Below are 20677 nucleotides of genomic sequence, written 5' to 3'. Positions count from 1 at the left end.
GGGGGCTCCTGTCGAAATCCGGGGCGGAATCCTGTCCTCAGCTGCGCGGCGCGGCCTTGCGCCTGCCAGGCGCGCGCGAGGACTGTGGCTTGCCGCTGTCGGCATGGCCGGGCGCACCGGCCGTCTCTGGCGGCTGCGCCGTTGCGGGCGTCTCGGCTGCCTCCGGCGCATCGCCCGTGCCAAGGATCTCCGCGACCTCGCGATAGCGCGCCAGCCGCTCGCCCGCCAGCGGGCCGCTCACGGTCATCACGCGATGCGCCGCCGCCATCAGCTTGCGCCGGGTCTCGCGGTCCGGCACCAGCGCCGGCAGGGCCCGGATCGCGCGCTGAGGGTCGAGCCGGACGATAAAGCTCTGCTGGCGCACCGCGGTCTTGAACGCGGCCAGGTCGGCATGGCCGCCGTTGGTTTCGGTCGCCTGCTGCTGCTCGCGCGCGATGCGACGCAACAGGTTGAAGGGCCGCTCCTCGATCGCGCTGGGCCGTTCGACGACATAGGCCAGCACGCGCACGAAGGCCTCCAGCGTGCCGCCCTGCGCGATCGCCGCCTCGGCATCGCGCAGGCGCCGCGCCGCCAGTTCCTCGCGCAGCGCCACCGTGACGGGCGACTCCAGGTTGGCCGGCGCCTGCGCCTGCAGCCCGACCAGCGCCGCCATCGCGGGCGCCTGGTAGATTGCCTCGAACACCTGCTCGTAGCAGGCATCGCGCCAGTCGCGGAACTGGTCGAGCGCGCGCACGATCTGTTGCGAGGCCGCCTGCTCCAGCGTCAGCAGAGGATTGTCCGGCGCGACCGGCGCGCGATGCTCGCGCACCCATGGCGCGAGCGCGCCGATCCAGGCCATCCACGGGTTCATGTCGGTTGCCAGCGTGCGTTCCAGCCGCGCGGGATGCAGCGCGCGCATCCATTGCGCGCTGAACTCGCTGGAGAAAGCGCGCACCCACGGCGAGGCAAAGGTGTCGTAGACATGCTGGTTGATCTCGGCCACGCGCCGCACCACCTCGAAGGCACGCTCGTCGTCGCGGCCATCGTCCAGCGCCAGGATGTCGGCGATGCCGCGGCGCTCGAAGCGCACCAGGTAGCGCCCTTCGACCAGCTCGCGATGCGGCAGGTCCGGCGCGATGTCTTCGATTTTGGCCTCGTACAGTCCCGGCGGCAGCACGTCGATCAGGTCCAGCGCGCAGAACAGTTCACTGTGCTCGCGGTTGGCCACGCCGGCGGAGACGAAGATGCCCAGGTGGCCCACGGTCGGGTGCAGGCAGTAGACAATGACCTGGTCGTTGGCGACCAGCTCGTCGTCGCTCGCATACAGGTCCGGGATCCAGTTCAGCGCCTGCTGCGGCGGCGTAATATTGTCCCCCCACGAGGCAAAGATGATCACCGGCGCGCGCACGTTGCGCAGATCCACCACGGTCTTGCCGTCGCTGCTGCGCACCGCCCCGGCCGTGAGCCGGTTGCCGACGAACAGCTGCTGCACGATCCAGTCGATCTCGGCGCGGTTCATCAGGAAATGGCCGCCCCACCAGCGCTCGAAGTCAAGGAAACGCGGGCCTTCGGTATCGACGCGCGCGTAGACGTCGTAGAGCTTCTGCCACAGCGTGTTGGCGGGATTGAGCTGCTCGAAGTTCTGCACCAGCCAGGCGCCGTCGAAGCGGCCATTGCCCAGGTCGGCCGCCAGCGATGCCAGCCACGACCCGCCCAGCAGGCCGCCGCTGTAGCGCATCGGGTTGCGCCCGCGCACGCCGGACCAGTACGCCAGCGGCGCGCCGGCCAGCAGCAGCGGACCGGTGCGCTCGGGCGCCACCGCGGCCAGCATCATCAGCGCCCAGCCGGCCTGGCAGTTGCCGATGACAAAGGGCTTGCCGGGCGCATCGGGGTGCCGCTCGCCGACGATGCGCAGGAACGCAGCCTCGGCGCGCGCCACGGCCTCGATGGTCTGGCCCGGGCAGGGCTCGTGGAAGAAGGTGATGAAGTAGCACGGATGGCCGGTGCGCAGCGCGATGCCGATCTCGCTGTCGGCCTTGAAGCCACCGATGCCGGGGCCATGGCCGGCGCGCGGATCGATCACGACGAAGGGCCGCCTGGCGGGATCGGTCGGGCTGCCGGCGGGCGGCACGATGCGCAGCAGCGCGTAGTTGGCGGGCTCCGGCAACTGGCGGCCATCGGCCAGCAATTCGTGTTCGAACACCAGCACCGGGGGCATGCCCTCGCGCTCATGCTCGGCCGACAGATTGCCGCGCTGGCGCAGGATGTCGAGCAGCAGCACGCTGCGCTGCCAGGCGTCATGGGCGTACTCGAGAAACGGCCGGGCCAGTGCGCCAAACGGGTCTGCATGCGCCAGCCCGCGCGTTGGCGTGTCAGGCGTGGAAGTCGCGGTGGCAGTGCCGTCCTGCGGCAGGACGGCGCGTTCGCGTGCGGTCATGGCACTCCCCCTGGTGGACGCCAAGCCGGGATTCCGCGCGCGTGGCGCGCGGCCGGCGTGACGCTTGTTGCCCTGCAACAAAAACAAGCCTAGCAGCGGCGGCGGCGCGGTGCAACCCGCGGCTGGTTGGGGCCGGCTACCGCGCCGCGGGCCGCTTCCATGTTCATCGCCCTGCCCTAATTGGCGCCTATACTGGGGCACGGCGCCTTGCGCATTGCAGCAACCGGCGTCCATTCAACCCCGGTACCCGGGCCGCTGCTTTATCCACTGACCATCGCACGGAACGTCGTCATGACTGCTGCCTCGCCTGCCATGTCCGACCTGGCCGCACCGGCCGCGCCGGCGCCGGACAAATACGCCACGCTGCTGGCGCGCTGTGCCGGGCTGCCGCCCATCCCCACCGCGGTGGCGCATCCGTGCGATGCCGCGTCGCTGGGCGGCGCGCTGCAGGCGGCGCAGATCGGCCTGATCGTGCCGATCCTGGTCGGTCCCGCGGCGCGCATCCGCCGGGTAGCCGCGGAGCACGGCATGGTGCTGGGCGACACCGTCATCATCGACACGCCGCACAGCCATGCCTCGGCCGCGCGCGCGGTCGAGGCGGTGCGCGCCGGCGAGGCCGAACTGCTGATGAAAGGCAGCCTGCATACCGACGAACTGCTGCACGAGGTCACCGCGTCGTCCAGCGGGCTGCGCACCGGGCGGCGCCTGTCGCATGTGTTCGCGATGGACGTGCCGCGGTACCACAAGCCGCTGTTCATCACCGACGCCGCGGTCAACATCTTCCCCACGCTGAACGAGAAGGCCGATATCTGCCGCAATGCCATCGACCTGCTGCGCACGCTCGGGATCGAGCGGCCCAAGGTGGCGATCCTGTCCGCGGTCGAGACCGTCACCGACAAGATCCCCTCCACCATCGACGCCGCCGCGCTGTGCACCATGGCGCGGCGCGGGCAGATCACCGGCGGCGTGCTCGACGGCCCGCTTGCCTTCGACAACGCCATCAGCCGCGAGGCCGCGATCACCAAGGGCATCGATTCGGACGTCGCCGGCGACCCCGACATCCTGCTGGTGCCGGACCTGGAAGCCGGCAACATGCTGGCCAAGCAGCTCACCTTCCTGGCCGGGGCCGAAGCCGCCGGCATCGTGCTGGGCGCGCGCGTGCCCGTGATCCTGACCAGCCGGGCCGACAGCGTGCGCGCGCGCATCGGCAGCTGCGCCATCGCGGTGCTGCTGGCCCACGCCCGCCGCGGCGCCGAAGCCGCGGCACAGGTCTGACCTGAGCGGCGCCACCTGCGCACTGACAACGGAGCTTTACAGCGTGACCACCTTCCACACCGCCGCGCCCGCCGTCATCCTCGTCGTCAACGCGGGCTCGTCCAGCGTCAAGGTCTCGGTCTACGCTGTGCCCGAGGCCGCGCACGGCAATGCCGACATCAACCCGGTGCTGAGCGCGCACGGCCAGATCGAAGGCATCGGCGTCGCGCCGCGGCTGCGCGCCACCATGGCCGACGGCCGCGTGGTTGCCGACGAGACCTTCCCGCAGGCGCAGGTGGCCGACCACGATGCCGCCTTCCGGCTGGTGCGGCTGGTGCTGAGCGTGGGCCTGCGCGACCACCCGCCGGTGGCGATCGGCCATCGCGTGGTGCATGGCGGCGCCGGCTACGCGCAGGCGGTGTGCATCGACGACACCGTGCTGCAAAACCTGGAAGCGCTGGTGCCGCTGGCGCCGCTGCACCAGCCGCACAACCTGACCGCGATCCGTGCGGTGCGCCAGGCCATGCCTGAGTTGCTGCAGGTGGCGTGCTTCGACACCGCTTTCCACGCCGGGCACGACGTGCTGGCGCAGCTGATGGCGCTGCCCTATGCGTATTTCGAGCGCGGCATCCGGCGCTATGGCTTCCATGGGCTGTCGTACGAGTACATCGCGCGCCGGCTGCGCCAGGTCGCCCCGGACCTGGCCGAAGGCCGCGTGGTGGTGGCGCACCTGGGCAACGGCGCCAGCCTGTGCGCGATGCGCGACGGCCTCAGCGTCGACAGCACCATGGGCCTGACCGCGCTCGACGGCCTGCCGATGGGCACGCGCTGCGGCGCGGTCGATCCGGGCGCGCTGCTGTGGCTGGCGCAGCAAGGCATGAGCGCCGCCGAGATCCAGGCGATGCTGTACCAGGAATCGGGGCTGAAGGGACTGTCCGGTATCAGCAGCGACATGCGCGCGCTGCTTGCCAGCGACGCGCCGCGCGCGCGGCTGGCAGTGGATTTTTACGCCTACCGCGCCGCGCAGGAGATCGGCAAGCTCGCCACGACGCTGGGCGGGCTCGACGCGCTGGTATTCACCGCGGGCATCGGCGCCAACTCGCCGCCCGTGCGGGCGCGCATCTGCGAACACCTGGCCGGGCTGTTCGGCATCACGCTCGATGCCGGCGCCAACGGCAACAACAGCCAGCGCATCAGCCGCGACGACAGCCGCGTGCCGGTGCTGGTGCTGCCGACCGACGAAGAAGGAATGATTGCGTTGAGCACCGCGCGCATCCTGCGCGACAGCGGCAAGCTGTAGGTCAATCGGCCAGGTAGTGCGCGCGCAGCTGCGCGACGTCGACCTGCAGCGCGTCGCGCAGGTAGTTGCCGACGCTGCCCCAGCCCGCGTCGATGGCCTGCATCGACGCGTCGAGGTAGCTGGCCCGGACTTCCAGCAGCGGCATCATCACCGCGGCATCGATGCCGAGCCCGCCCATCTGCGCCAGTGCGGCTGCATTGAACTGCGCGTTGCGCTGGTTCGATTCCAGGTAGTTGGCCAGGATATCGTCCTGCCCCACACCCAGCGCGGCCAGCAACAGCAGCGCGGCAAAGCCGGTGCGGTCCTTGCCCGCGGTGCAGTGGAACAGCAGCGTCTGGCCCCCCTGCACGGTCTGCATGAAGCCGCCGAAGGCTTCGCGATAGCGCACCGGGAAATCGCGGTACACCTCGAGCATGAAGGCATCCATCTGCGCCGGCGTGCTGGCGCGCAGGCGCGGCATCAGCACATCCATCGCCATGCTGCCTTCCAGCACCGGCACCGCCTGCCAGCGGAAGCGCTGGCCGAAGGCCGCTTCGCCCGGCGACTTCTCGCCGGGCGAGCGGAAATCCACCACCATGTCGAGCCCGAGCGCCTGCAGCCGCGCCAGGTCAGCGTCGCTCGCCAGCGCCGGGTTACCGCTGCGGTAGAGCCGGCCGTGGCGCACGCGACGGCCTTCCGCGCCCACCAGCCCGCCCAGGTCGCGCGCGTTGCTGATGCGTTCGAACACCAGGTCCGGCACGTTTGGCACGTTCGGCACGGTGCCGGTTACCGCCGGTGTTGGCGGCATGGCCGCGAGGGCATGCGGACAGGCCGAGCGTTGAAGCCACTTGAGCATTATTCTTTCCAGTTTGTCGTTGCCGGGCTCGCGGGTGCCGGTGCGGGCGCTTCAGCGCTCGCGGTACGCCGGCACGTGCCAGCGCAGGTGGCAGCCGGCGATATAGCGCCGGTCCAGCCGCGCCACCAGCTTCCACACCGTCAGCGCGCCGGCGTCGATATCGACCCAGGCCCACGGATGCCTGGGGTCGCCTTCCTTCACCAGTTCCACCGAACGGATCTTCGCATACCGTGCCAGCGCCTTGCGCAGCGCCGCCGGGTCCAGCCCGGCCTTGAGACCGCGTACTAAAACCTTCATGGTCGGCTCCAATTATTTCAGATCACTCCGGCTCGTGCCTCACCTACCCCAGCGCGGCGCCGGTGTTGGATCATGCGGACTGCCGCGGAGGCCTTGTATGGCGAGCCTCTCACTGGTATGACGCGCGCGGCGGCCGGAGAATCCGACGATCTGCCCTCGCCTTGATCTTGCGCATGACGGCCGTAACTATCCCGCTCCGGTCCTCGACATCGCCCGCTGCGCGCCGGAAAATTTCAGACAGCTCGAACTACAAGGAATGTCGGCAATGCCAGAACTTCCCGCCTCCCAGCCGCCTGCCCCTGCCGCCCCCGTCGTCGGCACACCTGCGGCCACACCAGCCCCCGCAGCCACACCCAGGCTGACCCTGCACTGGGGCCTGTTCGCAGCCGCCGCCGCGCTGATCGCGGTGCTGGCGATCCCGCAGCCCGACGGGCTCACCATTGCCGGCCAGCGCATGCTGGCGATCCTCGCGTTCGCCATCGTGGTGTGGATCACCGAGGCGGTGTCGTACGAAGCCAGCGCCATCATGATCACCTCGCTGATGGCCGGGCTGATCGGCTTTGCGCCGACCGTGAACGACCCCTCAATCCAATACGGCACCTCGAAGGCGCTGGGCATGGCCTTGGCCGGATTCTCCAATACCGCGCTGGCGCTGGTCGCGGCGGCGCTGTTCATTTCTGCGGCGATGACGGTGACCGGGCTCGACCGGCGCATCGCACTGGTGACGCTGTCGGCAATCGGCACCAGCACGCGCCGCATCCTGATCGGCACCATCGCGGTCACCGTTGCGCTGAGCCTGGTGGTGCCCAGCGCCACCGCGCGCAGCGCCTGCGTGGTGCCGATCATGATGGGCGTAATCGCCGCGTTCGGGGTCGACAAGAAGTCCAATATCGCCGCCGGCATCATGATCACGGTGGCGCAGGCCACCAGCATCTGGAACGTCGGCATCCAGACCGCCGCCGCGCAGAACCTGCTGACGGTCGGCTTCATGGACAAGCTGCTGGGCGAGCGCATCACCTGGCTGCAATGGCTGATCGCGGGCGCGCCATGGGCGGTGGCCATGTCGGTGGTGCTCTATGTGCTGGTGCGCTGGCTGCTGCCGGCCGAGACCGAGGCCATTCCGGGTGGCAAGGAGGCGGTGCAGCGCGAGCTGTCCGCGCTCGGACCGATGAGCGGCCCGCAGAAGCGGCTGGCCGCGGTGTCGCTGGGCCTGCTGCTGTTCTGGGCCACCGAGGGCAAGCTGCACCGCTTCGACACCGCCACAGTGACCTTCGTCGGGCTGGTGATCCTGATGCTGCCGCGCCTCGGCGTGATGGACTGGAAGACCATGCAGCAGCGCACGCCGTGGGGCACGCTGATCGTGTTCGGGGTCGGCATCAGCCTGGGCACCGCGCTGCTGTCGACCCAGGCCGGGCAGTGGCTGGGCCAGTTCGTGGTCACGCACTCGGGGCTGGCGGCGCATGGCGCGCTGCTGGTGTTTGCGATCCTGTCGGCCTTCCTGATCCTGATCCACCTGGGCTTTGCCAGCGCCACCGCGCTGACCGCGGCGCTGCTGCCGATCCTGATCTCGGTGCTGCAGACCCTGCCAGGCGATATCAACCGCGTCGGCATCACCATGCTGCTGGGCTTTACCGTCAGCTTCGGCTTTATCCTGCCGATCAACGCACCGCAGAACATGGTGTGCCTGGGCACCGAGACCTTCAACGGACGGCAGTTCGCGCGCATCGGCATCCCGGTCACGATCATCGGCTACGCCATGATGCTGCTGTTCGCCGCGACCTATTGGCGCTGGCTGGGCTGGGTATAAGCAAAACCCGCAAACCCGCTAACCGGGGGCTCGCGCGGGGCGCGCGGCGGCTGGCACAATACGCGCCATGAAACGCCTGTGCTCCGCCCTGCTCAAGCTGCTGCTGCTCGCCGCGATCGGCGGCGCGCTGCTGGCCGCCATCGCCATTCTCGCCGCCGACCGGCAGCTGCCGTCGCTCGACGCGCTCACCGCCTTCCGCAATACGCCGGACTACGTGCCCATCGACAGGATGCCGCGCGCGCTGACCGAGGCCGTGGTGGCGATCGAGGACGAACGCTTCTACCTGCATGACGGCATCGACTACGTCGGCGTGATCCGCGCGGGCGTCGCCAACCTGTCGGACGAGCTGTCGCAGGGGGCGTCGACCATCACCATGCAGGTGGCGCGCAATTTCTACCTCTCGCGGGAGAAGACCTACACGCGCAAGCTGTACGAGGTGCTGCTGTCGTACCGGATCGAAAAGGCCCTCGGCAAGGACGAGATCCTCGAGCTGTACCTGAACAAGATCTACCTGGGACAGGGCGCCTATGGCTTTGCCGATGCCGCGCAGACCTACTTCGGCAAGCGGCTGGACCAGCTGACGCTGGCCGAGTGCGCGATGCTGGCAGGCCTGCCGAAGGCGCCCTCGGCGAACAACCCGGTGGCCAATCCCCGGCGCGCGCGTCAGCGGCAGGTGTATATCCTGCAACGCATGCTGGAGCTGGGGCGGATTTCGCGCGGCGAGTACGACGGCGCCCTGCTGGAGCCGTTGCGCCTGCGCTGAGCGGCGCAGGCAAGCGCGGCGCCGCGCCTGCTATTCGAGCATGGCGCGGTGCCGGCCCAGCGCCTCGCGCACGATCTCCAGCAGCCCGCTGCCTGCATCGGCGTCGACATGCCCCAGCAAAGCCCGGCGCATGCGCGGTTCCCAGAAGCGCTTGATATGCCCGGCGATATCCGCGACCGCCTCCTCGCGATCGGGCATGGCTTCGAAGAAGCTGCCGATCTGGTTGGCCATGGTGACAAGGTTATCGATCTTCATGCCAGGCTCTCGTGGGTGCTGCCGTGCTGCAGCCGTTGGGGATGGGCATAGACCACGTGCGCGCCGGCGCGCACGAAGCCGGCCAGTGTGATGCCGGCCTGTCCGGCCAGGCGCACCGCCAGCGCGGTGGGGGCGGACACCGCCGCCAGCACACCGGCGCCGATCGTGGCGGCCTTCAGCACCATTTCATAGCTGGCGCGGCTGGTCACCAGCACCGCGCCGCCGGCGATATCCTCACCACTGCGGGCCAGCGCGCCGGCCAGCTTGTCGAGCGCGTTGTGGCGGCCCACGTCCTCGCGCACCAGCGAGACGTGGCCGTCGGCGCGCAGCCATGCGGCGGCATGCGTAGCGCCGGTGTGGCGCTGCAGGGCCTGGCGCAGTTGCAGTTGTACGAAGGCGGCCTGGATCACGTCGGTATGGAAGCTCGCCGTGCTGTGCACCGGCGCGGGGGTCCGCATCACCTGTTCCAGCGATTCGGTACCGCATAGCCCGCACCCGGTGCGCCCGGCCAGCGCGCGGCGCCGGTCCTTGAGCCGCATGAAGGCTTCCGATGCAATCTCCAGCTGCACCGCAATGCCGTGCTCGCGCGCGTCGATCTCGATGTCATAGACCTCGCCCGCGCTGCCGACGATGCCTTCGCTCAGGCTGAAGCCGAGCGCGAAGTCCTCCAGGTCGGCCGGCGTGGCCAGCATCACCGCATGCGAGATGCCGTTGTACTCCAGCGCGACGGGCACTTCCTCGGCGACCTCGTCAGGCCCCAGCATCAGCTCGCCGCCGCGCCAGCGGTTGACCGCGAAGGTGCTGTGGGTGGCGGTCGCGGCGTCTTCCGCCGCGGCCGGATCGCGTTGCGGCGACTGCATGCAGCGCATCATCGCATCGCCCTCGGCTCAGCCCGCGGCCTGCGCTGGATCGGCGCTGGCTGCTTCCAGCAGCCGCAGCTGCGTGGCGTTGAAGTCCTGGTACTGGCGCTGCCATGCCGACGGCTGCGCCACCGGCAGCACCTGCACCGCGGTCACCTTGTACTCGGGGCAGTTGGTGGCCCAGTCCGAGTTGTCGGTGGTGATCACGTTGGCGCCGGACTCGGGGAAGTGGAAGGTGGTGTAGACCACGCCCGGCTGCATGCGCTCGCTGACGATGGCGCGCAGCACGGTGTCGCCGGCCCGGCTCTGCACCCCGACCCAGTCGCCGTCCTTGATGCCGCGCTCTTCCGCGTCGTGCGGATGGATCTCGAGCCGGTCCTCGGCATGCCAGTGGACGTTGTCGGTGCGCCGCGTCTGCGCGCCGACGTTGTACTGCGACAGGATGCGACCGGTGGTCAGGATCAGCGGGAAGGCACGCGTGATTTTCTCGGTGGTGGGCACGTATTTGGTGATGATGAACTTGCCCTTACCGCGCACGAAGGCATCGATATGCATGGTCGGCGTGCCTTCCGGCGCGTCGGCATTGCACGGCCACTGGATGCTGCCGAGCTGTTCCAGGCGCTGGTAACTGACGCCGGCGAAGGTCGGCGTCAGCCGCGCGATCTCGTCCATGATCTCGGACGGATGCTGGTAGTCCATCGGGTAGCCGAGCGCGTTGGCCAGTAGCATGGTGGCTTCCCAGTCGGCATAGCGCGCCTTGGGTGGCATCACCTTGCGCACGCGCGAGATGCGGCGCTCGGCGTTGGTGAAGGTGCCGTCCTTTTCCAGGAAGGACGAGCCCGGCAGGAACACGTGGGCGTACTTGGCGGTCTCGTTGAGGAAGATGTCCTGCACCACGATGCATTCCATCGACGACAGCGCCTCGGACACGTGCTGCGTGTTCGGGTCCGACTGCACGATGTCCTCGCCCTGGCAATACAGGCCCTTGAAGCTGCCCGCCAGCGCGGCCTCGAACATGTTGGGAATGCGCAGGCCCGGCTCGGGGCTGATCTCGACATTCCAGGCATCTTCGAACAGGCCACGCACGGTCGAGTCCGACACGTGGCGATAGCCCGGCAGCTCATGCGGGAACGAGCCGATATCGCACGAGCCCTGCACGTTGTTCTGCCCGCGCAGCGGGTTCACGCCCACGCCCTCGCGGCCGATATTGCCGGTGGCCATGGCGAGGTTGGCGATGCCCATCACGGTGGTCGAGCCTTGCGCATGCTCGGTCACACCCAGGCCGTAGTAGATCGCGGCGTTGCCGCCGGTCGCGTACAGGCGCGCGGCGCCGCGCAGCTGTTCGGCGGGGATGCCGGTGACGCTCTCCATGGCCTCGGGCGAGTTCTCCGGCAGCGCGACAAAGTCGCGCCACTGCTGGAAGGCGCGGTCCTCGCAGCGCTGGGCGATAAAGGCCTCATTGAGCAGGCCTTCGGTGACGATGACGTGCGCCAGCGAGGTCACCAGCGCGACGTTGGTGCCCGGGCGCAGCTGCAGGTGGAAGTCGGCACGGATATGCGGCGAATCGACCAGGTCGATGCGGCGCGGGTCGACCACGATCAGCTTCGCGCCGGCGCGCAGGCGCTTCTTCATGCGCGAGGCAAAGACCGGGTGGCCATCGGTCGGGTTGGCGCCGATCACCATGATCACGTCGGCCTTTTCCACCGACTTGAAGGTCTGCGTGCCTGCCGATTCGCCCAGCGTCTGCTTCAGCCCGTAGCCGGTCGGTGAATGGCACACGCGCGCGCAGGTGTCGACGTTGTTGTTGCCGAATGCCGCGCGCACCAGCTTCTGCACCAGGTAGCCCTCTTCGTTGGTGCAGCGCGACGACACGATGCCGCCGATCGAGTCCTTGCCGTGCTTTGCCTGGATGCGCTTGAACTCGGACGCGGCATAGTCGATCGCCTCTTCCCACGACACCTCGCGCCACGGGTCGGTGATCTTCGCCCGGATCATCGGCTTGAGGATGCGGTCCTTGTGCGTGGCGTAGCCCCAGGCAAAGCGGCCCTTTACGCAGGCATGGCCCTCGTTGGCCTTGCCGTCCTTGTACGGCACCATGCGCACCACTTCATTGCCCTTCATCTCGGCCTTGAACGAACAGCCCACGCCGCAATAGGCGCAGGTGGTCACGGCGCTGTGCGAGGGCTGGCCCAGCCTGATGATGGAAGTCTCGGTCAGCGTCGCGGTCGGGCACGCCTGCACGCAGGCGCCGCACGAGACGCAGTCCGACTCCATGAACGGCTGGCTGGTGCCGGGCGAGACGCGGGAATCGAAGCCGCGTCCGCTGATGGTCAGCGCGAAGGTGCCCTGGGTTTCTTCGCAGGCGCGCACGCAGCGGTTGCAGACGATGCACTTGGAGGGATCGTAGGTGAAGTAAGGATTGGACTCATCCTTCTTCATCTGGGTGTGCGTGGCGATCGGGGCCGATTCCGGACCGCCGTCGTTGTAGCGCACTTCGCGCAGGCCGACCACGCCGGCCATGTCCTGCAGCTCGCAGTTGCCGTTGGTGGGGCAGGTCAGGCAATCGAGCGGGTGGTCGGAGATATACAGCTCCATCACGCCGCGGCGCAGGTCGGCGAGCTTGTCGCTCTGGGTCTTCACCTTCATGCCGGCTTCCACCGGCGTGGTGCATGAGGCCGGATAGCCGCGCCGCCCTTCGATCTCGACCAGGCACAGCCGGCACGAGCCGAAGGCTTCCAGGCTGTCGGTGGCGCACAGCTTGGGCACGGCGATCTGCGCCTCCATCGCGGCGCGCATCACCGAGGTGCCGGCCGGCACGGTGACGCTGACGCCGTCGACCTCCAGGGTGACCATGTCGGTCGAGGGGCTGGCGGGTGTGCCGAAATCAATCTCGTTGCGGGCGTTCATGGCGGTTTGTCTCCCGTGTCTCTGCTGGACCTGGCTCAGGCGGCCCTGGCCGGATTGGATGCGAGGCCAAAGTCCTCGGGGAATTCATTCAGTGCGGACAGCACCGGGTAGGGCGTCATGCCGCCCATCGCGCACAGCGAGCCGTTGAGCATGGTGTCGCACAGGTCGCGCACCAGCTGCACATGCCGCACCGGTTGCTCGCCGGCGATGATGCGATCCATCACTTCGACGCCGCGGGTCGATCCGATCCGGCACGGCGTGCATTTGCCGCACGATTCGATCGCGCAGAACTCCATCGCGTAGCGCGCCTGCTTCGCCATGTCGACGGTCTCGTCGAACACCACGATGCCGCCGTGGCCGACCACGCCGCCGAACGCGGCATAGGCCTCGTAGTCCAGCGGCACGTCGAAGCGCGACTCGGGCAGGTAGGCGCCCAGCGGCCCGCCCACCTGCACCGCGCGGATCGCGCGGCCGCTGCGGGTGCCACCGCCGTAGTCGACCAGCAGCTCGCGCAGCGTGACGCCGAACGCCTTCTCCACCAGTCCGCCGCGCTTGATGTTGCCGGCCAGCTGGAACGGCAGCGTGCCGCGCGAGCGGCCCATGCCGAAGTCGCGGTAGAACTGCGCGCCGCGCGCCAGGATCACCGGCACCGTGGCCAGCGAGATCACGTTGTTGATCACCGTGGGCTGGCCGAACAAGCCCTTCAGCGCCGGCAGCGGCGGCTTGGCGCGCACCACGCCGCGCCGGCCTTCCAGGCTCTCCAGCAGCGCGGTTTCCTCGCCGCAGACATAGGCGCCGGCGCCCTTGCGCACTTCGAGATGGAAGCGCCTGCCGCTGCCGCGGATGTCGTCGCCGAGCCAGCCCGCGGCGCTGGCGATGCCGATCGCGCTTTGCAGCACGGCGATCGCATGCGGGTATTCGGAACGGCAGTAGATGTAGCCCTGCTCCGCGCCCACCGCCAGGCCGGCGATGGTCATGCCTTCGATCAGCATGAAGGGATCGTCTTCCATCACCATGCGGTCGGAGAAGGTGCCCGAGTCGCCTTCGTCGGCATTGCAGACGATGTACTTGGTTGCGGACTGAGCGCCGAGCACGGTCTTCCACTTGATGCCGGTCGGAAACGCCGCGCCGCCGCGGCCGCGCAGGCCGGAGTCGGTGACTTCCTGCACGATCTCGGCGGGCTGCATGGCGAGCGCGCGTTCCAGGCCGGCGTAGCCCTCGTGCGCACGGTAGTCGTCCAGCGACAGCGGGTCGGTGATGCCGACGCGCGCGAAGGTCAGGCGCTCCTGCCGTTGCAGGAACGGGATCTGGTCGGTCGGGCCGTGTGCCAGCGCGTGCGCGCCGCCCTGCAGCAGGCCGGCATCGAACAGCCCCGGCACGTCGGCCGCGCTGACCGGGCCGTAGGCCACGCGGCCGGCGGCGGTCTGCACCTCGACCAGCGGCTCGAGCCAGAACATGCCGCGCGAACCGTTACGCACGATGCGCACGGCTTCGCCGCGCGCGGCGGCCTCGCTGGCGATTGCGCGCGCGACCTCGTCGGCGCCCAGCGCCAGCGCGGTGGAGTCGCGCGGCACGAACAGGGTGGTGACGGTGCTCATGCCTGGGCCTCCGTTTCGGCGGGGGTGGACGGCGCGCGCAGTCCGCGCACCAGCGCGTCGAAGCGCGCGGCATCGACATAGCCGTGCAACTGCTCGCCGACCATCACGGCCGGGCCGCAGGCGCACTGGCCCAGGCAATAGACCGGCTCCAGCGTCACCTGCCCGTCCGCGCTGGTTTCATGGAAGCCGCAGCCCAGCGCGCGCTGCGCGTGCTCGGCCAGCGCCTCGGCGCCGACCGCCTGGCACGCCTCGGCGCGGCACACCTGCACCACGTGGCGGCCGGCGGGCTGCTGGCGGAAGTGATGGTAGAAGGTGATCACGCCATGCACCTCGGCGCGCGACAGGTTCAGCGCGCGGGCGATCACAGGCACGGCGGTGTCGGGAATAAAGCCCTGGGTGTCCTGGATCTCGTGCAGGATCGGCAGCAAGGCGCCCGGCATGTGCTGGCGTGCCGCGACGATGGCGGCGATGTGCGCGGCATCGGCGGATGCCGGCGCACCGGAGGCACGGGGTGCGTGGGGGGCGATGTCTGGCATGGCGTCTCCTGTGAGGGCTCGCCAGGACCGGCCAAAGTGGCTGCCGGATCCCGCTTATATGCTATTTTTTTCCTATTTCCGGGCTATCGAATCGCCGCTTCGCCCGTTAGGCGGACTATATGAGAGTGACAGCGCCCCTTCAATAAGCTATTTTCTACATATGCTCCGCATCTCGATCCAACCCCACCTGCAAATCCGGGACGACGCCCGGCCGGGCGCCGAGCCGCTGGACGTGTCGCGCCTGGTGGCCCTGCTCGGCTATATCGGCGAATCCGGCAGCATCAGCCAGTCGGCCCAGGCGGTGTCGCTGTCGTACCGCTATGCCTGGGGCATCCTGCGCGATGCCGAGGCGCTGTTCGGCGGCCCGCTGATCGACAAGACGCGCGGACGCGGCAGCGCGCTGACGCCGCTGGCGCAGCAGCTGGTGTGGGCCAGCAAGCGGATCGGCGCGCGGCTGTCGCCGACGCTGGACAGCCTGGCGTCCGAGCTGGAGATCGAGCTGAAGAAGCTGATGGCGCAGCCCGAGGCCACGGCGCGACTGCATGCCAGCCACGGCTTCGCGGTGGCGGCGCTGCGCGATTTCCTCGACGAGCAGCAGGTGCGGCACGACCTGAAGTACTGCGGCAGCGTCGAGGCCGTGGCGGCGCTGGCCGAAGGCGCTTGCGACATCGCCGGCTTCCATGTGCCGGTGGGCGAGTTCGAGCATGGCATGTGGCGCCACTTCACCACCTGGCTCAAGCCCGAGACCCATTGCCTGGTGCACCTCGCGGTGCGCAGCCAGGGGCTGTTCGTGCGGCCGGGCAACCCGCTCGGGATCCATACGCTCGAGGACCTGACCCGGCGCGAAGTGCGCTTCGTCAACCGGCAGGTCGGCTCCGGCACGCGGCTGCTGCTGGACCTGATGCTGGCGGCGCGCGGCATCGACGGCGCGCGCATCGAGGGCTACAGCAATGGGGAGTTCACCCACGCCGCAGTGGCGGCGTACATCGGCAGCGGCATGGCCGACGTGGGCTTCGGCGTCGAGACCGCGGCGCGGCGCTTCGGGCTGGCCTTCGTGCCGGTGATCAAGGAGCGCTACTTCTTTGCCATCGAGCGCGCCAAGCTGCGCAGCCCGGCGCTGGCCGGCGCGGTCGGGGCGCTGACCAGCGAGGCCTTCCGCCAGCGCGTCAATGCGCTGCCCGGCTATGACGGCACCCTGACCGGCACCGTGCAGACCTTGCCGGAAGCCTTCCCGGATTACCGCGACACGCCGCCGCGCTAGCGTCGCAGCAACGACAGCCGGTCAGGATGGCCGGCCCACTGCTCGTGGTCCGGCAGTGGTCCCTTCGCCTGCATCAGCGGCAGCCAGTCCGGCCGCCGCGACAACTCGGCGTTGAGCGCAAGGAAATGGCGCTGGTCCTCGGGCAGGTCATGCTCGGAATAGATCGCGCCGACGGGGCACAACGGCACGCACATCGAGCAGTCGATGCATTGGTCGGGATCGATGGCAAGGAAGTTCGGCCCTTCGTGGAAGCACGACATCGGGCAGACTTCCACGCAGTCGGTATGGCGGCACTGGATGCAGGCATCCGTCACGACAAAGGTCATGGGGCAGTCACGGCACGGCAGGGAAAACAGTGCGTGATGGTAACGGCCGGCCGGGGCGCGTGGGGCACCCCGGCTTGTGCGACTTCTTCAAATCCGCTGAATCGGCGGGGCACCGCGCACGGCCCGCACCGCCGTAATGCCGTTCAGTTAGCCACCGTCGTTCCCGCGCAGGCGGGAACCCAGTGACTTTTAAAGACGCCTGCGCGGGAATGACAGTAGTGTTTGATACCTTACCTGAACGGCATTGCGCGCCGCCGCTTCAGGCACCGCCGCAGTTACCGCAGGCTCAGGCGGTCTCGCGCATCAGCTCTTCCTTGCGCGCGGCCATGGACTGCGCCACGTCGCGCAAGTTGACCTTTTCCTTGATCACGTTCTTGAACAGCTCGCCTTCCTCTTCCTCGACGTGGTGCGAGACGTATTCCGACAGCACCGTGAAGTTGGCCTCGAGCATGTCGCCGGCGGGATCCTCCTCGATCGCGGCGATCAGGTCCTTGGCGACCTGGTGCTCGACCTGGGCCTCGTCCAGCATGTCGTCGATCTCGTCGCTGACGCCCCGCAATGCCGGATAGAAGATTTCTTCCTCGATGGTGGCGTGCACCGTAAGCTGGTGGCATACGTCGAGCGCGATCGATTCCTTCTCGTCGCGGTCCTCGGTGTCCTTGAACGCCTTGAACTGCTTCTTGACCGCGCGGTGGTCGTCCATCAAGGCACCGAGTGCCTCGGCCTGGTCTGCGGGGATCTTCGACTTGTCCACGGTTCTCTCCTGGGTGGGGAGCCGGCACTCCGGCTTCGACCCGCAAGGAAGGCAGGTTCCGTGCCCGCGCCGCATCAGGCGCCGTGGCGCGCGCATGGCGGGCCGGCCTGCGTGTCATTGCAATTCCTGCGCGAAGCCTTGTAATTGTGCCCGCGGCGGCGCGTGGGACAGCGCATGACGTCCTCGCATCGCCTTTGCGCGCCGGTATAGCACCGGTATAGCGTTGCGCCGCTTTGATGGGGGCCGGCACGCGCGGCATGAAAGTTGCGGCAGCTACGGCAACCGTTGCGTTATCGCGCAACCAGCCGGAACAGAATCCTCTGTCCGGACCGCTCTCACCAGCGTGCGGCGCGCGCGCCGTCCGACACCATCATGCCGACCACCTTCCTCTACTCCAATTGCGCCGATGCTGCGTCGGCGGTCCAGGACGAACTGCAGGCCGCCAGCGCCGCCGGCTATGGCATCGACCCGCACCACGTGTTCTGGGAGGCCGCGCCCGCGTCGGTGGCGGCACTGCAGCGCCCGCGACTGCGCGCATTGCAGCACCAGGTGCAACCGGGCGACGCGGTGGTCGCGCTGCGCCTGTGCAGCCTGGGCTGGAGCGTGCCCGAAGTGCTGGCGACGGTCCGGCGCTTCCGCCTGCTCGGCGTGGCGCTGTACTGCGTGCAGCTGTCGCGGGATGACCTTGCCAGCGCGACGCCGCCCGAAGCGGTCGAGGTATTGCGCGCGGTGGCCGCGCTGGAAGGCGCCACCCGCAGCGTGCGCGTGCGCGAGAGCCTGGCCGCGGCCAAGGCCATGGGGCGCCAGGTGGGCCGTCCGCCCAAGCACACGCCCGAGCAGCGCCATGCGATCCTGAGCGCGCTGTCGGCAGGCTATTCGGTCAGCGAGACCGCGCGGCGCTTCAGCACGTCGCGTCAGACCGTGCTGCGCATCCGCGCCGCCGAGCCACTGGCGCAGCGCGCGGCCGCCATCGCCCTGGCCGACGCCGAAGAATCCGCCACCGAAACGGCAACGGAATGAAACCCGGCGCAGCGACGCGCGGCACGGCATTGTCGCGCCCGGCCACGTCTGGCTGGCTGCCATGACCGATCGCCCACCCAACGCCACGGACCTGCCTGCGGCACTGGTCGATGCCAGCGGATTGCCCGAGGCCACGCCCCTGCCCACTCGCTTCGCCAGGCCCACCCTGCTGCTCGAAACGCTGCTGGCGACGCGGCTCGAATTGCTCAGCCGCGACCACGGCTGGCCGCCGCATACGCTGGCGCAGCGCCGCGCCGTGCTGATGCGGCTATGGGAGCAGCGCACGCCTGGACTGTTCGAGCAGGACGGCACCGCCGACAGCATCGAACGCTGCCTGCAGGCAGCATTTGCCGAAGCGGCCGCCGGACGCCGGCTGGAAGCGGCGCTGCAGTTCAAACGCGCGTACTACCTGGTTTGCTGCACGGCATCGTCCGGCAGCCGTGCGCGTCTGCATGGCGACGGCGGGCCGGGCTAGCGCGCGCGTTCTGTTGTCACGCACAGACCGCGCGCAGCGTCTCGTCCCACTCCGCCACGAAGCGGTCGATGCCGAAGCGCTCGCGCGCCACCCGGCAGCCGCGCTCGCCCCAGGCGCGCGCCAGTTCCGGATCGTCCAGCAGTTCGCGCATCACGCTGACCAGCACCTCGACGCGCGTATCGACATAGCCGTTGTTGCCGCTCTGGATCACGGTGGCCAGCTCGGTGGTGGCCAGGCCCACCACCGGCACCCCCAGCATCATCGCCTCCACCACCGCCAGCCCCAGGCTGGTGTAGCGGATCGGGTTGAAGAAGAAGCGGTAGCGCGCGACAAACGCCGCCAGCTCCGGGTTCGGTATCTCGCCCAGTCCGCCCGCCTCCTGCGCCGCCATCCCCACCAGGTCCAGCGGCACCTGCTCGCGCACGCGCGCGAACAGGTCGGCACCGAGCCGGCGGCCGCGCCGCGACAGGTGGTTGACCACGCTAATGCCGCGCGCCAGTTCACCGCTGTATTGCACCGCCTCGTCGACCAGCACGCCGTGTTCGATCACGCGGCACGGCGTGACGCCGTTGTCCCACATCAGCGCGTTGAACGGCGTCACATGCACCAGCAGCATCGACGGATCTTGCACCGGATGCAGCGTGTTGGTCGGGTGTTCCTGCGGCGGATCGTGCTCCAGGTAGATCGCCGGCAGCGCGCGCTGCGCGGCGCTGAGCAGGTCCACGCGGTCATGCTCGTAATGGTGGCGGTGCTGGTACAGCACGCAGTCGAAGCGGCCGGCCGGGACCGCGTCGTAGGGCACCTCGTGCACGTTGGCGCCCCACGGCAGCGCGCCGCCGGCGCCGGCATAGCCGGGCGTGCCGTCATCGCGCGTAACCAGGTACAGCTCGTGCGGGATCTGCGACAGGTAATACAGATAATTCCCGTGCACGTGCCAGGTCAGGATGCGCAGCCGCCTAGCCATGGCCGCGCTCCTGGGCCGCCAGCGCCAGCGCGGCCTCCACCACGCTGGCCACGCTGACATTCGACGCGCACGGGTGCCCGGCAAGCGGGCAGCGCTGGTGCATGCACGGGCGGCATGGCGGCTGGTCGGCCAGCACGCGGTGCAGCGTGGTGTCGAGCGGCGCCCAGCGCGCGCTGTCGCTGCCGCACGAGACCACCACGCTGGGCGTGCCTACCGCAGCGGCAATATGCGAGGCGCCGGTGTCATTGCACAGCAGCAGGCGCGCATCGCGGATGAGCGCAGCCAGCGTGCCCAGCGCGGTCTGCCCGCACAGGTTGACCACCGGCTTGCCCAGGCGCCGCGCCAGCTGCGCCACCAGCGCGGCCTCGTCGCGGCTGCCGGTCAGCACCACCTTCCAGTGGCGCCGCAGCGCGCGGCCGGCCTCGGCAAAGCGCTCCACCGGCCAGCGCCGCGACAGCATGCGCGCGCCGGCGTGCAGGCAGACATAGTCGCCGGCGACGAGCCCGTGCTCGGCGGCCAGCAGCCGCCAGCTGGCATGGTCGAGCGGGCGCAGCGGAAACGCCAGGCTGCGGTCCGCGCACGGATAACCCAGCGCCTGCATCAGCGCCAGCAGCCGCTCGACCTCGTTGCCCTGCGGCCAAGGCACCAGCACGCCGGTGCGGTCGCAGCGCGCCGCCGCCGGGTCCGGACAGAAGCCGGCCATGCGCCGGGCGCCCAGGCGCTGCACCACGGCGTTGGTCAGCGCGCCGCTGCCGTGCAACTGTATCGCCAGGTCGAAGCGCGCCGCGTGCGCGGCCGCGTAGAACGGGCCCGCCGCCGCTTCGGCGCAAGGTTGCTCGGGCATCCCCGGTGCGCCGGGAAACACCATCAGGTCATCCACCAGCGCACTGAAGCGGGACACGAATTCCTGTGCCCACGGCAGGCCGATCAGCGTGATGCGGGCCTCGGGCTCGCCCGCGCGCAGCGCCCGCAGCGCCGGCACCGCGCACAGCATGTCGCCCAGCTGCAGCGCGCGGAACACGGCGATGCGCCGCACGCGCGCTGGCGCC

19 protein-coding genes are annotated in these 20677 nt (G+C 69.4%); 7 read left to right on the top strand and 12 right to left on the bottom strand.

Features of this window, described 5'->3' with window-relative positions; translation table 11 throughout:
- Positions 1–37: 37 nt before the first annotated feature.
- Positions 38–2416: a DUF3141 domain-containing protein gene (locus tag ACEI37_RS14045; protein ID WP_373379399.1), complete on the bottom strand. Its 2379-nt coding sequence runs from the start codon at positions 2414–2416 to the stop codon at positions 38–40.
- Between the two features lie 291 nt (positions 2417–2707).
- Between ACEI37_RS14045 and ACEI37_RS14040 the strand changes: the two genes are divergently transcribed.
- Positions 2708–3691, top strand: coding sequence for a phosphate acetyltransferase (locus ACEI37_RS14040; RefSeq protein ID WP_373379398.1), 984 nt, complete (start codon positions 2708–2710; stop codon positions 3689–3691).
- A gap of 43 nt (positions 3692–3734) precedes the next feature.
- Positions 3735–4970: an acetate/propionate family kinase gene (locus ACEI37_RS14035; protein ID WP_373379397.1), complete on the top strand. Its 1236-nt coding sequence runs from the start codon at positions 3735–3737 to the stop codon at positions 4968–4970.
- A gap of 1 nt (position 4971) precedes the next feature.
- Here the strand turns inward: ACEI37_RS14035 and ACEI37_RS14030 are convergent, their stop codons facing one another.
- Positions 4972–5805 (bottom strand): tyrosine-protein phosphatase, encoded by an 834-nt coding sequence (locus ACEI37_RS14030; RefSeq protein WP_373379396.1) that lies wholly within the window; start codon positions 5803–5805, stop codon positions 4972–4974.
- Positions 5806–5856: 51 nt separating this feature from the next.
- On the bottom strand, positions 5857–6102 hold the full coding sequence (locus ACEI37_RS14025; RefSeq protein WP_373379395.1) for an RNA-binding protein: 246 nt from the start codon (positions 6100–6102) through the stop codon (positions 5857–5859).
- 265 nt (positions 6103–6367) lie between these two features.
- Here ACEI37_RS14025 and ACEI37_RS14020 point away from each other — a divergent pair, with 265 nt between their 5' ends.
- Together ACEI37_RS14020 and ACEI37_RS14015 are read left to right on the top strand one after the other, a co-directional pair.
- On the top strand, positions 6368–7909 hold the full coding sequence (locus ACEI37_RS14020) for a DASS family sodium-coupled anion symporter (protein ID WP_373379394.1): 1542 nt from the start codon (positions 6368–6370) through the stop codon (positions 7907–7909).
- A gap of 67 nt (positions 7910–7976) precedes the next feature.
- Positions 7977–8672 (top strand): transglycosylase domain-containing protein, encoded by a 696-nt coding sequence (locus ACEI37_RS14015; protein ID WP_373379393.1) that lies wholly within the window; start codon positions 7977–7979, stop codon positions 8670–8672.
- A gap of 30 nt (positions 8673–8702) precedes the next feature.
- On the opposite strand, the gene ACEI37_RS14010 is transcribed toward ACEI37_RS14015, so the two are convergent.
- From ACEI37_RS14010 to ACEI37_RS13990, 5 genes are read right to left on the bottom strand one after another with little or no spacing between them, the layout of a single operon-like run.
- Positions 8703–8927 (bottom strand): formate dehydrogenase subunit delta, encoded by a 225-nt coding sequence (locus ACEI37_RS14010; RefSeq protein WP_018008943.1) that lies wholly within the window; start codon positions 8925–8927, stop codon positions 8703–8705.
- Positions 8924–9799, bottom strand: coding sequence for a formate dehydrogenase accessory sulfurtransferase FdhD (gene fdhD, locus ACEI37_RS14005; protein WP_373379392.1), 876 nt, complete (start codon positions 9797–9799; stop codon positions 8924–8926). Before fdhD ends, ACEI37_RS14010 begins: the two co-directional genes overlap by 4 nt.
- 15 nt (positions 9800–9814) lie before the next feature.
- The gene (gene fdhF, locus ACEI37_RS14000) at positions 9815–12694 is read right to left on the bottom strand and encodes a formate dehydrogenase subunit alpha (protein ID WP_373379391.1); all 2880 of its coding nucleotides are present in this window, start codon (positions 12692–12694) and stop codon (positions 9815–9817) included.
- Between the two features lie 35 nt (positions 12695–12729).
- Positions 12730–14292, bottom strand: coding sequence for a formate dehydrogenase beta subunit (locus ACEI37_RS13995; protein ID WP_373379390.1), 1563 nt, complete (start codon positions 14290–14292; stop codon positions 12730–12732).
- Positions 14289–14828 carry a formate dehydrogenase subunit gamma gene (locus ACEI37_RS13990; protein WP_373379389.1) on the bottom strand — a complete coding sequence of 180 codons (540 nt, stop codon included), beginning with the start codon at positions 14826–14828 and terminating at the stop codon, positions 14289–14291. The genes ACEI37_RS13995 and ACEI37_RS13990 overlap by 4 nt, the downstream gene beginning before the upstream one ends.
- 160 nt (positions 14829–14988) lie before the next feature.
- Between ACEI37_RS13990 and ACEI37_RS13985 the strand changes: the two genes are divergently transcribed.
- Positions 14989–16089, top strand: a complete 1101-nt coding sequence (locus ACEI37_RS13985; RefSeq protein ID WP_373379388.1) for a substrate-binding domain-containing protein — start codon at positions 14989–14991, stop codon at positions 16087–16089.
- Here the strand turns inward: ACEI37_RS13985 and fdxA are convergent.
- Positions 16086–16415 (bottom strand): ferredoxin FdxA, encoded by a 330-nt coding sequence (gene fdxA / locus ACEI37_RS13980; protein ID WP_373379387.1) that lies wholly within the window; start codon positions 16413–16415, stop codon positions 16086–16088. The genes ACEI37_RS13985 and fdxA overlap by 4 nt on opposite strands.
- A gap of 286 nt (positions 16416–16701) precedes the next feature.
- Positions 16702–17169 carry a hemerythrin domain-containing protein gene (locus ACEI37_RS13975; RefSeq protein ID WP_373379386.1) on the bottom strand — a complete coding sequence of 156 codons (468 nt, stop codon included), beginning with the start codon at positions 17167–17169 and terminating at the stop codon, positions 16702–16704.
- Positions 17170–17541: 372 nt separating this feature from the next.
- Between ACEI37_RS13975 and ACEI37_RS13970 the strand changes: the two genes are divergently transcribed.
- Both ACEI37_RS13970 and ACEI37_RS13965 read left to right on the top strand, forming a co-directional pair.
- A complete protein-coding gene (locus ACEI37_RS13970) occupies positions 17542–18189 on the top strand; it encodes a recombinase family protein (protein ID WP_373379385.1) in 648 nt (215 codons plus the stop codon).
- 61 nt (positions 18190–18250) lie between these two features.
- Positions 18251–18664: a hypothetical protein gene (locus ACEI37_RS13965; RefSeq protein WP_373379384.1), complete on the top strand. Its 414-nt coding sequence runs from the start codon at positions 18251–18253 to the stop codon at positions 18662–18664.
- A 16-nt stretch (positions 18665–18680) separates the two neighbouring features.
- Here ACEI37_RS13965 and ACEI37_RS13960 read toward each other — a convergent pair whose 3' ends face one another.
- A complete protein-coding gene (locus ACEI37_RS13960; protein ID WP_373379383.1) occupies positions 18681–19628 on the bottom strand; it encodes a glycosyltransferase family 4 protein in 948 nt (315 codons plus the stop codon).
- Positions 19621–20622, bottom strand: a complete 1002-nt coding sequence (locus ACEI37_RS13955; protein WP_373380261.1) for a glycosyltransferase family 9 protein — start codon at positions 20620–20622, stop codon at positions 19621–19623. The genes ACEI37_RS13960 and ACEI37_RS13955 overlap by 8 nt, the downstream gene beginning before the upstream one ends.
- Positions 20623–20677 lie beyond the last annotated feature (55 nt).

This window comes from Cupriavidus nantongensis, from assembly GCF_041726985.1.
Classification (GTDB): domain Bacteria; phylum Pseudomonadota; class Gammaproteobacteria; order Burkholderiales; family Burkholderiaceae; genus Cupriavidus; species Cupriavidus nantongensis_A.
This window is presented reverse-complemented; position numbering and strand designations above follow the sequence as displayed.

Bases quoted from the DNA above. Each gene is read 5' to 3' on its own strand.
- ACEI37_RS14025 (WP_373379395.1), bottom strand. From the start codon at position 6,102: ATGAAGGTTTTAGTACGCGGTCTCAAGGCCGGGCTGGACCCGGCGGCG.
- ACEI37_RS13995 (WP_373379390.1), bottom strand. From the start codon at position 14,292: ATGAGCACCGTCACCACCCTGTTCGTGCCGCGCGACTCCACCGCGCTG.
- ACEI37_RS14015 (WP_373379393.1), top strand. From the start codon at position 7,977: ATGAAACGCCTGTGCTCCGCCCTGCTCAAGCTGCTGCTGCTCGCCGCG.
- ACEI37_RS14045 (WP_373379399.1), bottom strand. From the start codon at position 2,416: ATGACCGCACGCGAACGCGCCGTCCTGCCGCAGGACGGCACTGCCACC.
- ACEI37_RS14030 (WP_373379396.1), bottom strand. From the start codon at position 5,805: ATGCTCAAGTGGCTTCAACGCTCGGCCTGTCCGCATGCCCTCGCGGCC.
- ACEI37_RS13965 (WP_373379384.1), top strand. From the start codon at position 18,251: ATGACCGATCGCCCACCCAACGCCACGGACCTGCCTGCGGCACTGGTC.
- ACEI37_RS13960 (WP_373379383.1), bottom strand. From the start codon at position 19,628: ATGGCTAGGCGGCTGCGCATCCTGACCTGGCACGTGCACGGGAATTAT.
- ACEI37_RS13970 (WP_373379385.1), top strand. From the start codon at position 17,542: ATGCCGACCACCTTCCTCTACTCCAATTGCGCCGATGCTGCGTCGGCG.
- fdhD (WP_373379392.1), bottom strand. From the start codon at position 9,799: ATGATGCGCTGCATGCAGTCGCCGCAACGCGATCCGGCCGCGGCGGAA.
- ACEI37_RS13955 (WP_373380261.1), bottom strand. From the start codon at position 20,622: ATGCTGTGCGCGGTGCCGGCGCTGCGGGCGCTGCGCGCGGGCGAGCCC.
- ACEI37_RS14020 (WP_373379394.1), top strand. From the start codon at position 6,368: ATGCCAGAACTTCCCGCCTCCCAGCCGCCTGCCCCTGCCGCCCCCGTC.
- ACEI37_RS13985 (WP_373379388.1), top strand. From the start codon at position 14,989: ATGCTCCGCATCTCGATCCAACCCCACCTGCAAATCCGGGACGACGCC.
- ACEI37_RS14010 (WP_018008943.1), bottom strand. From the start codon at position 8,927: ATGAAGATCGATAACCTTGTCACCATGGCCAACCAGATCGGCAGCTTC.
- ACEI37_RS14040 (WP_373379398.1), top strand. From the start codon at position 2,708: ATGACTGCTGCCTCGCCTGCCATGTCCGACCTGGCCGCACCGGCCGCG.
- fdxA (WP_373379387.1), bottom strand. From the start codon at position 16,415: ATGACCTTTGTCGTGACGGATGCCTGCATCCAGTGCCGCCATACCGAC.
- ACEI37_RS13990 (WP_373379389.1), bottom strand. From the start codon at position 14,828: ATGCCAGACATCGCCCCCCACGCACCCCGTGCCTCCGGTGCGCCGGCA.
- fdhF (WP_373379391.1), bottom strand. From the start codon at position 12,694: ATGAACGCCCGCAACGAGATTGATTTCGGCACACCCGCCAGCCCCTCG.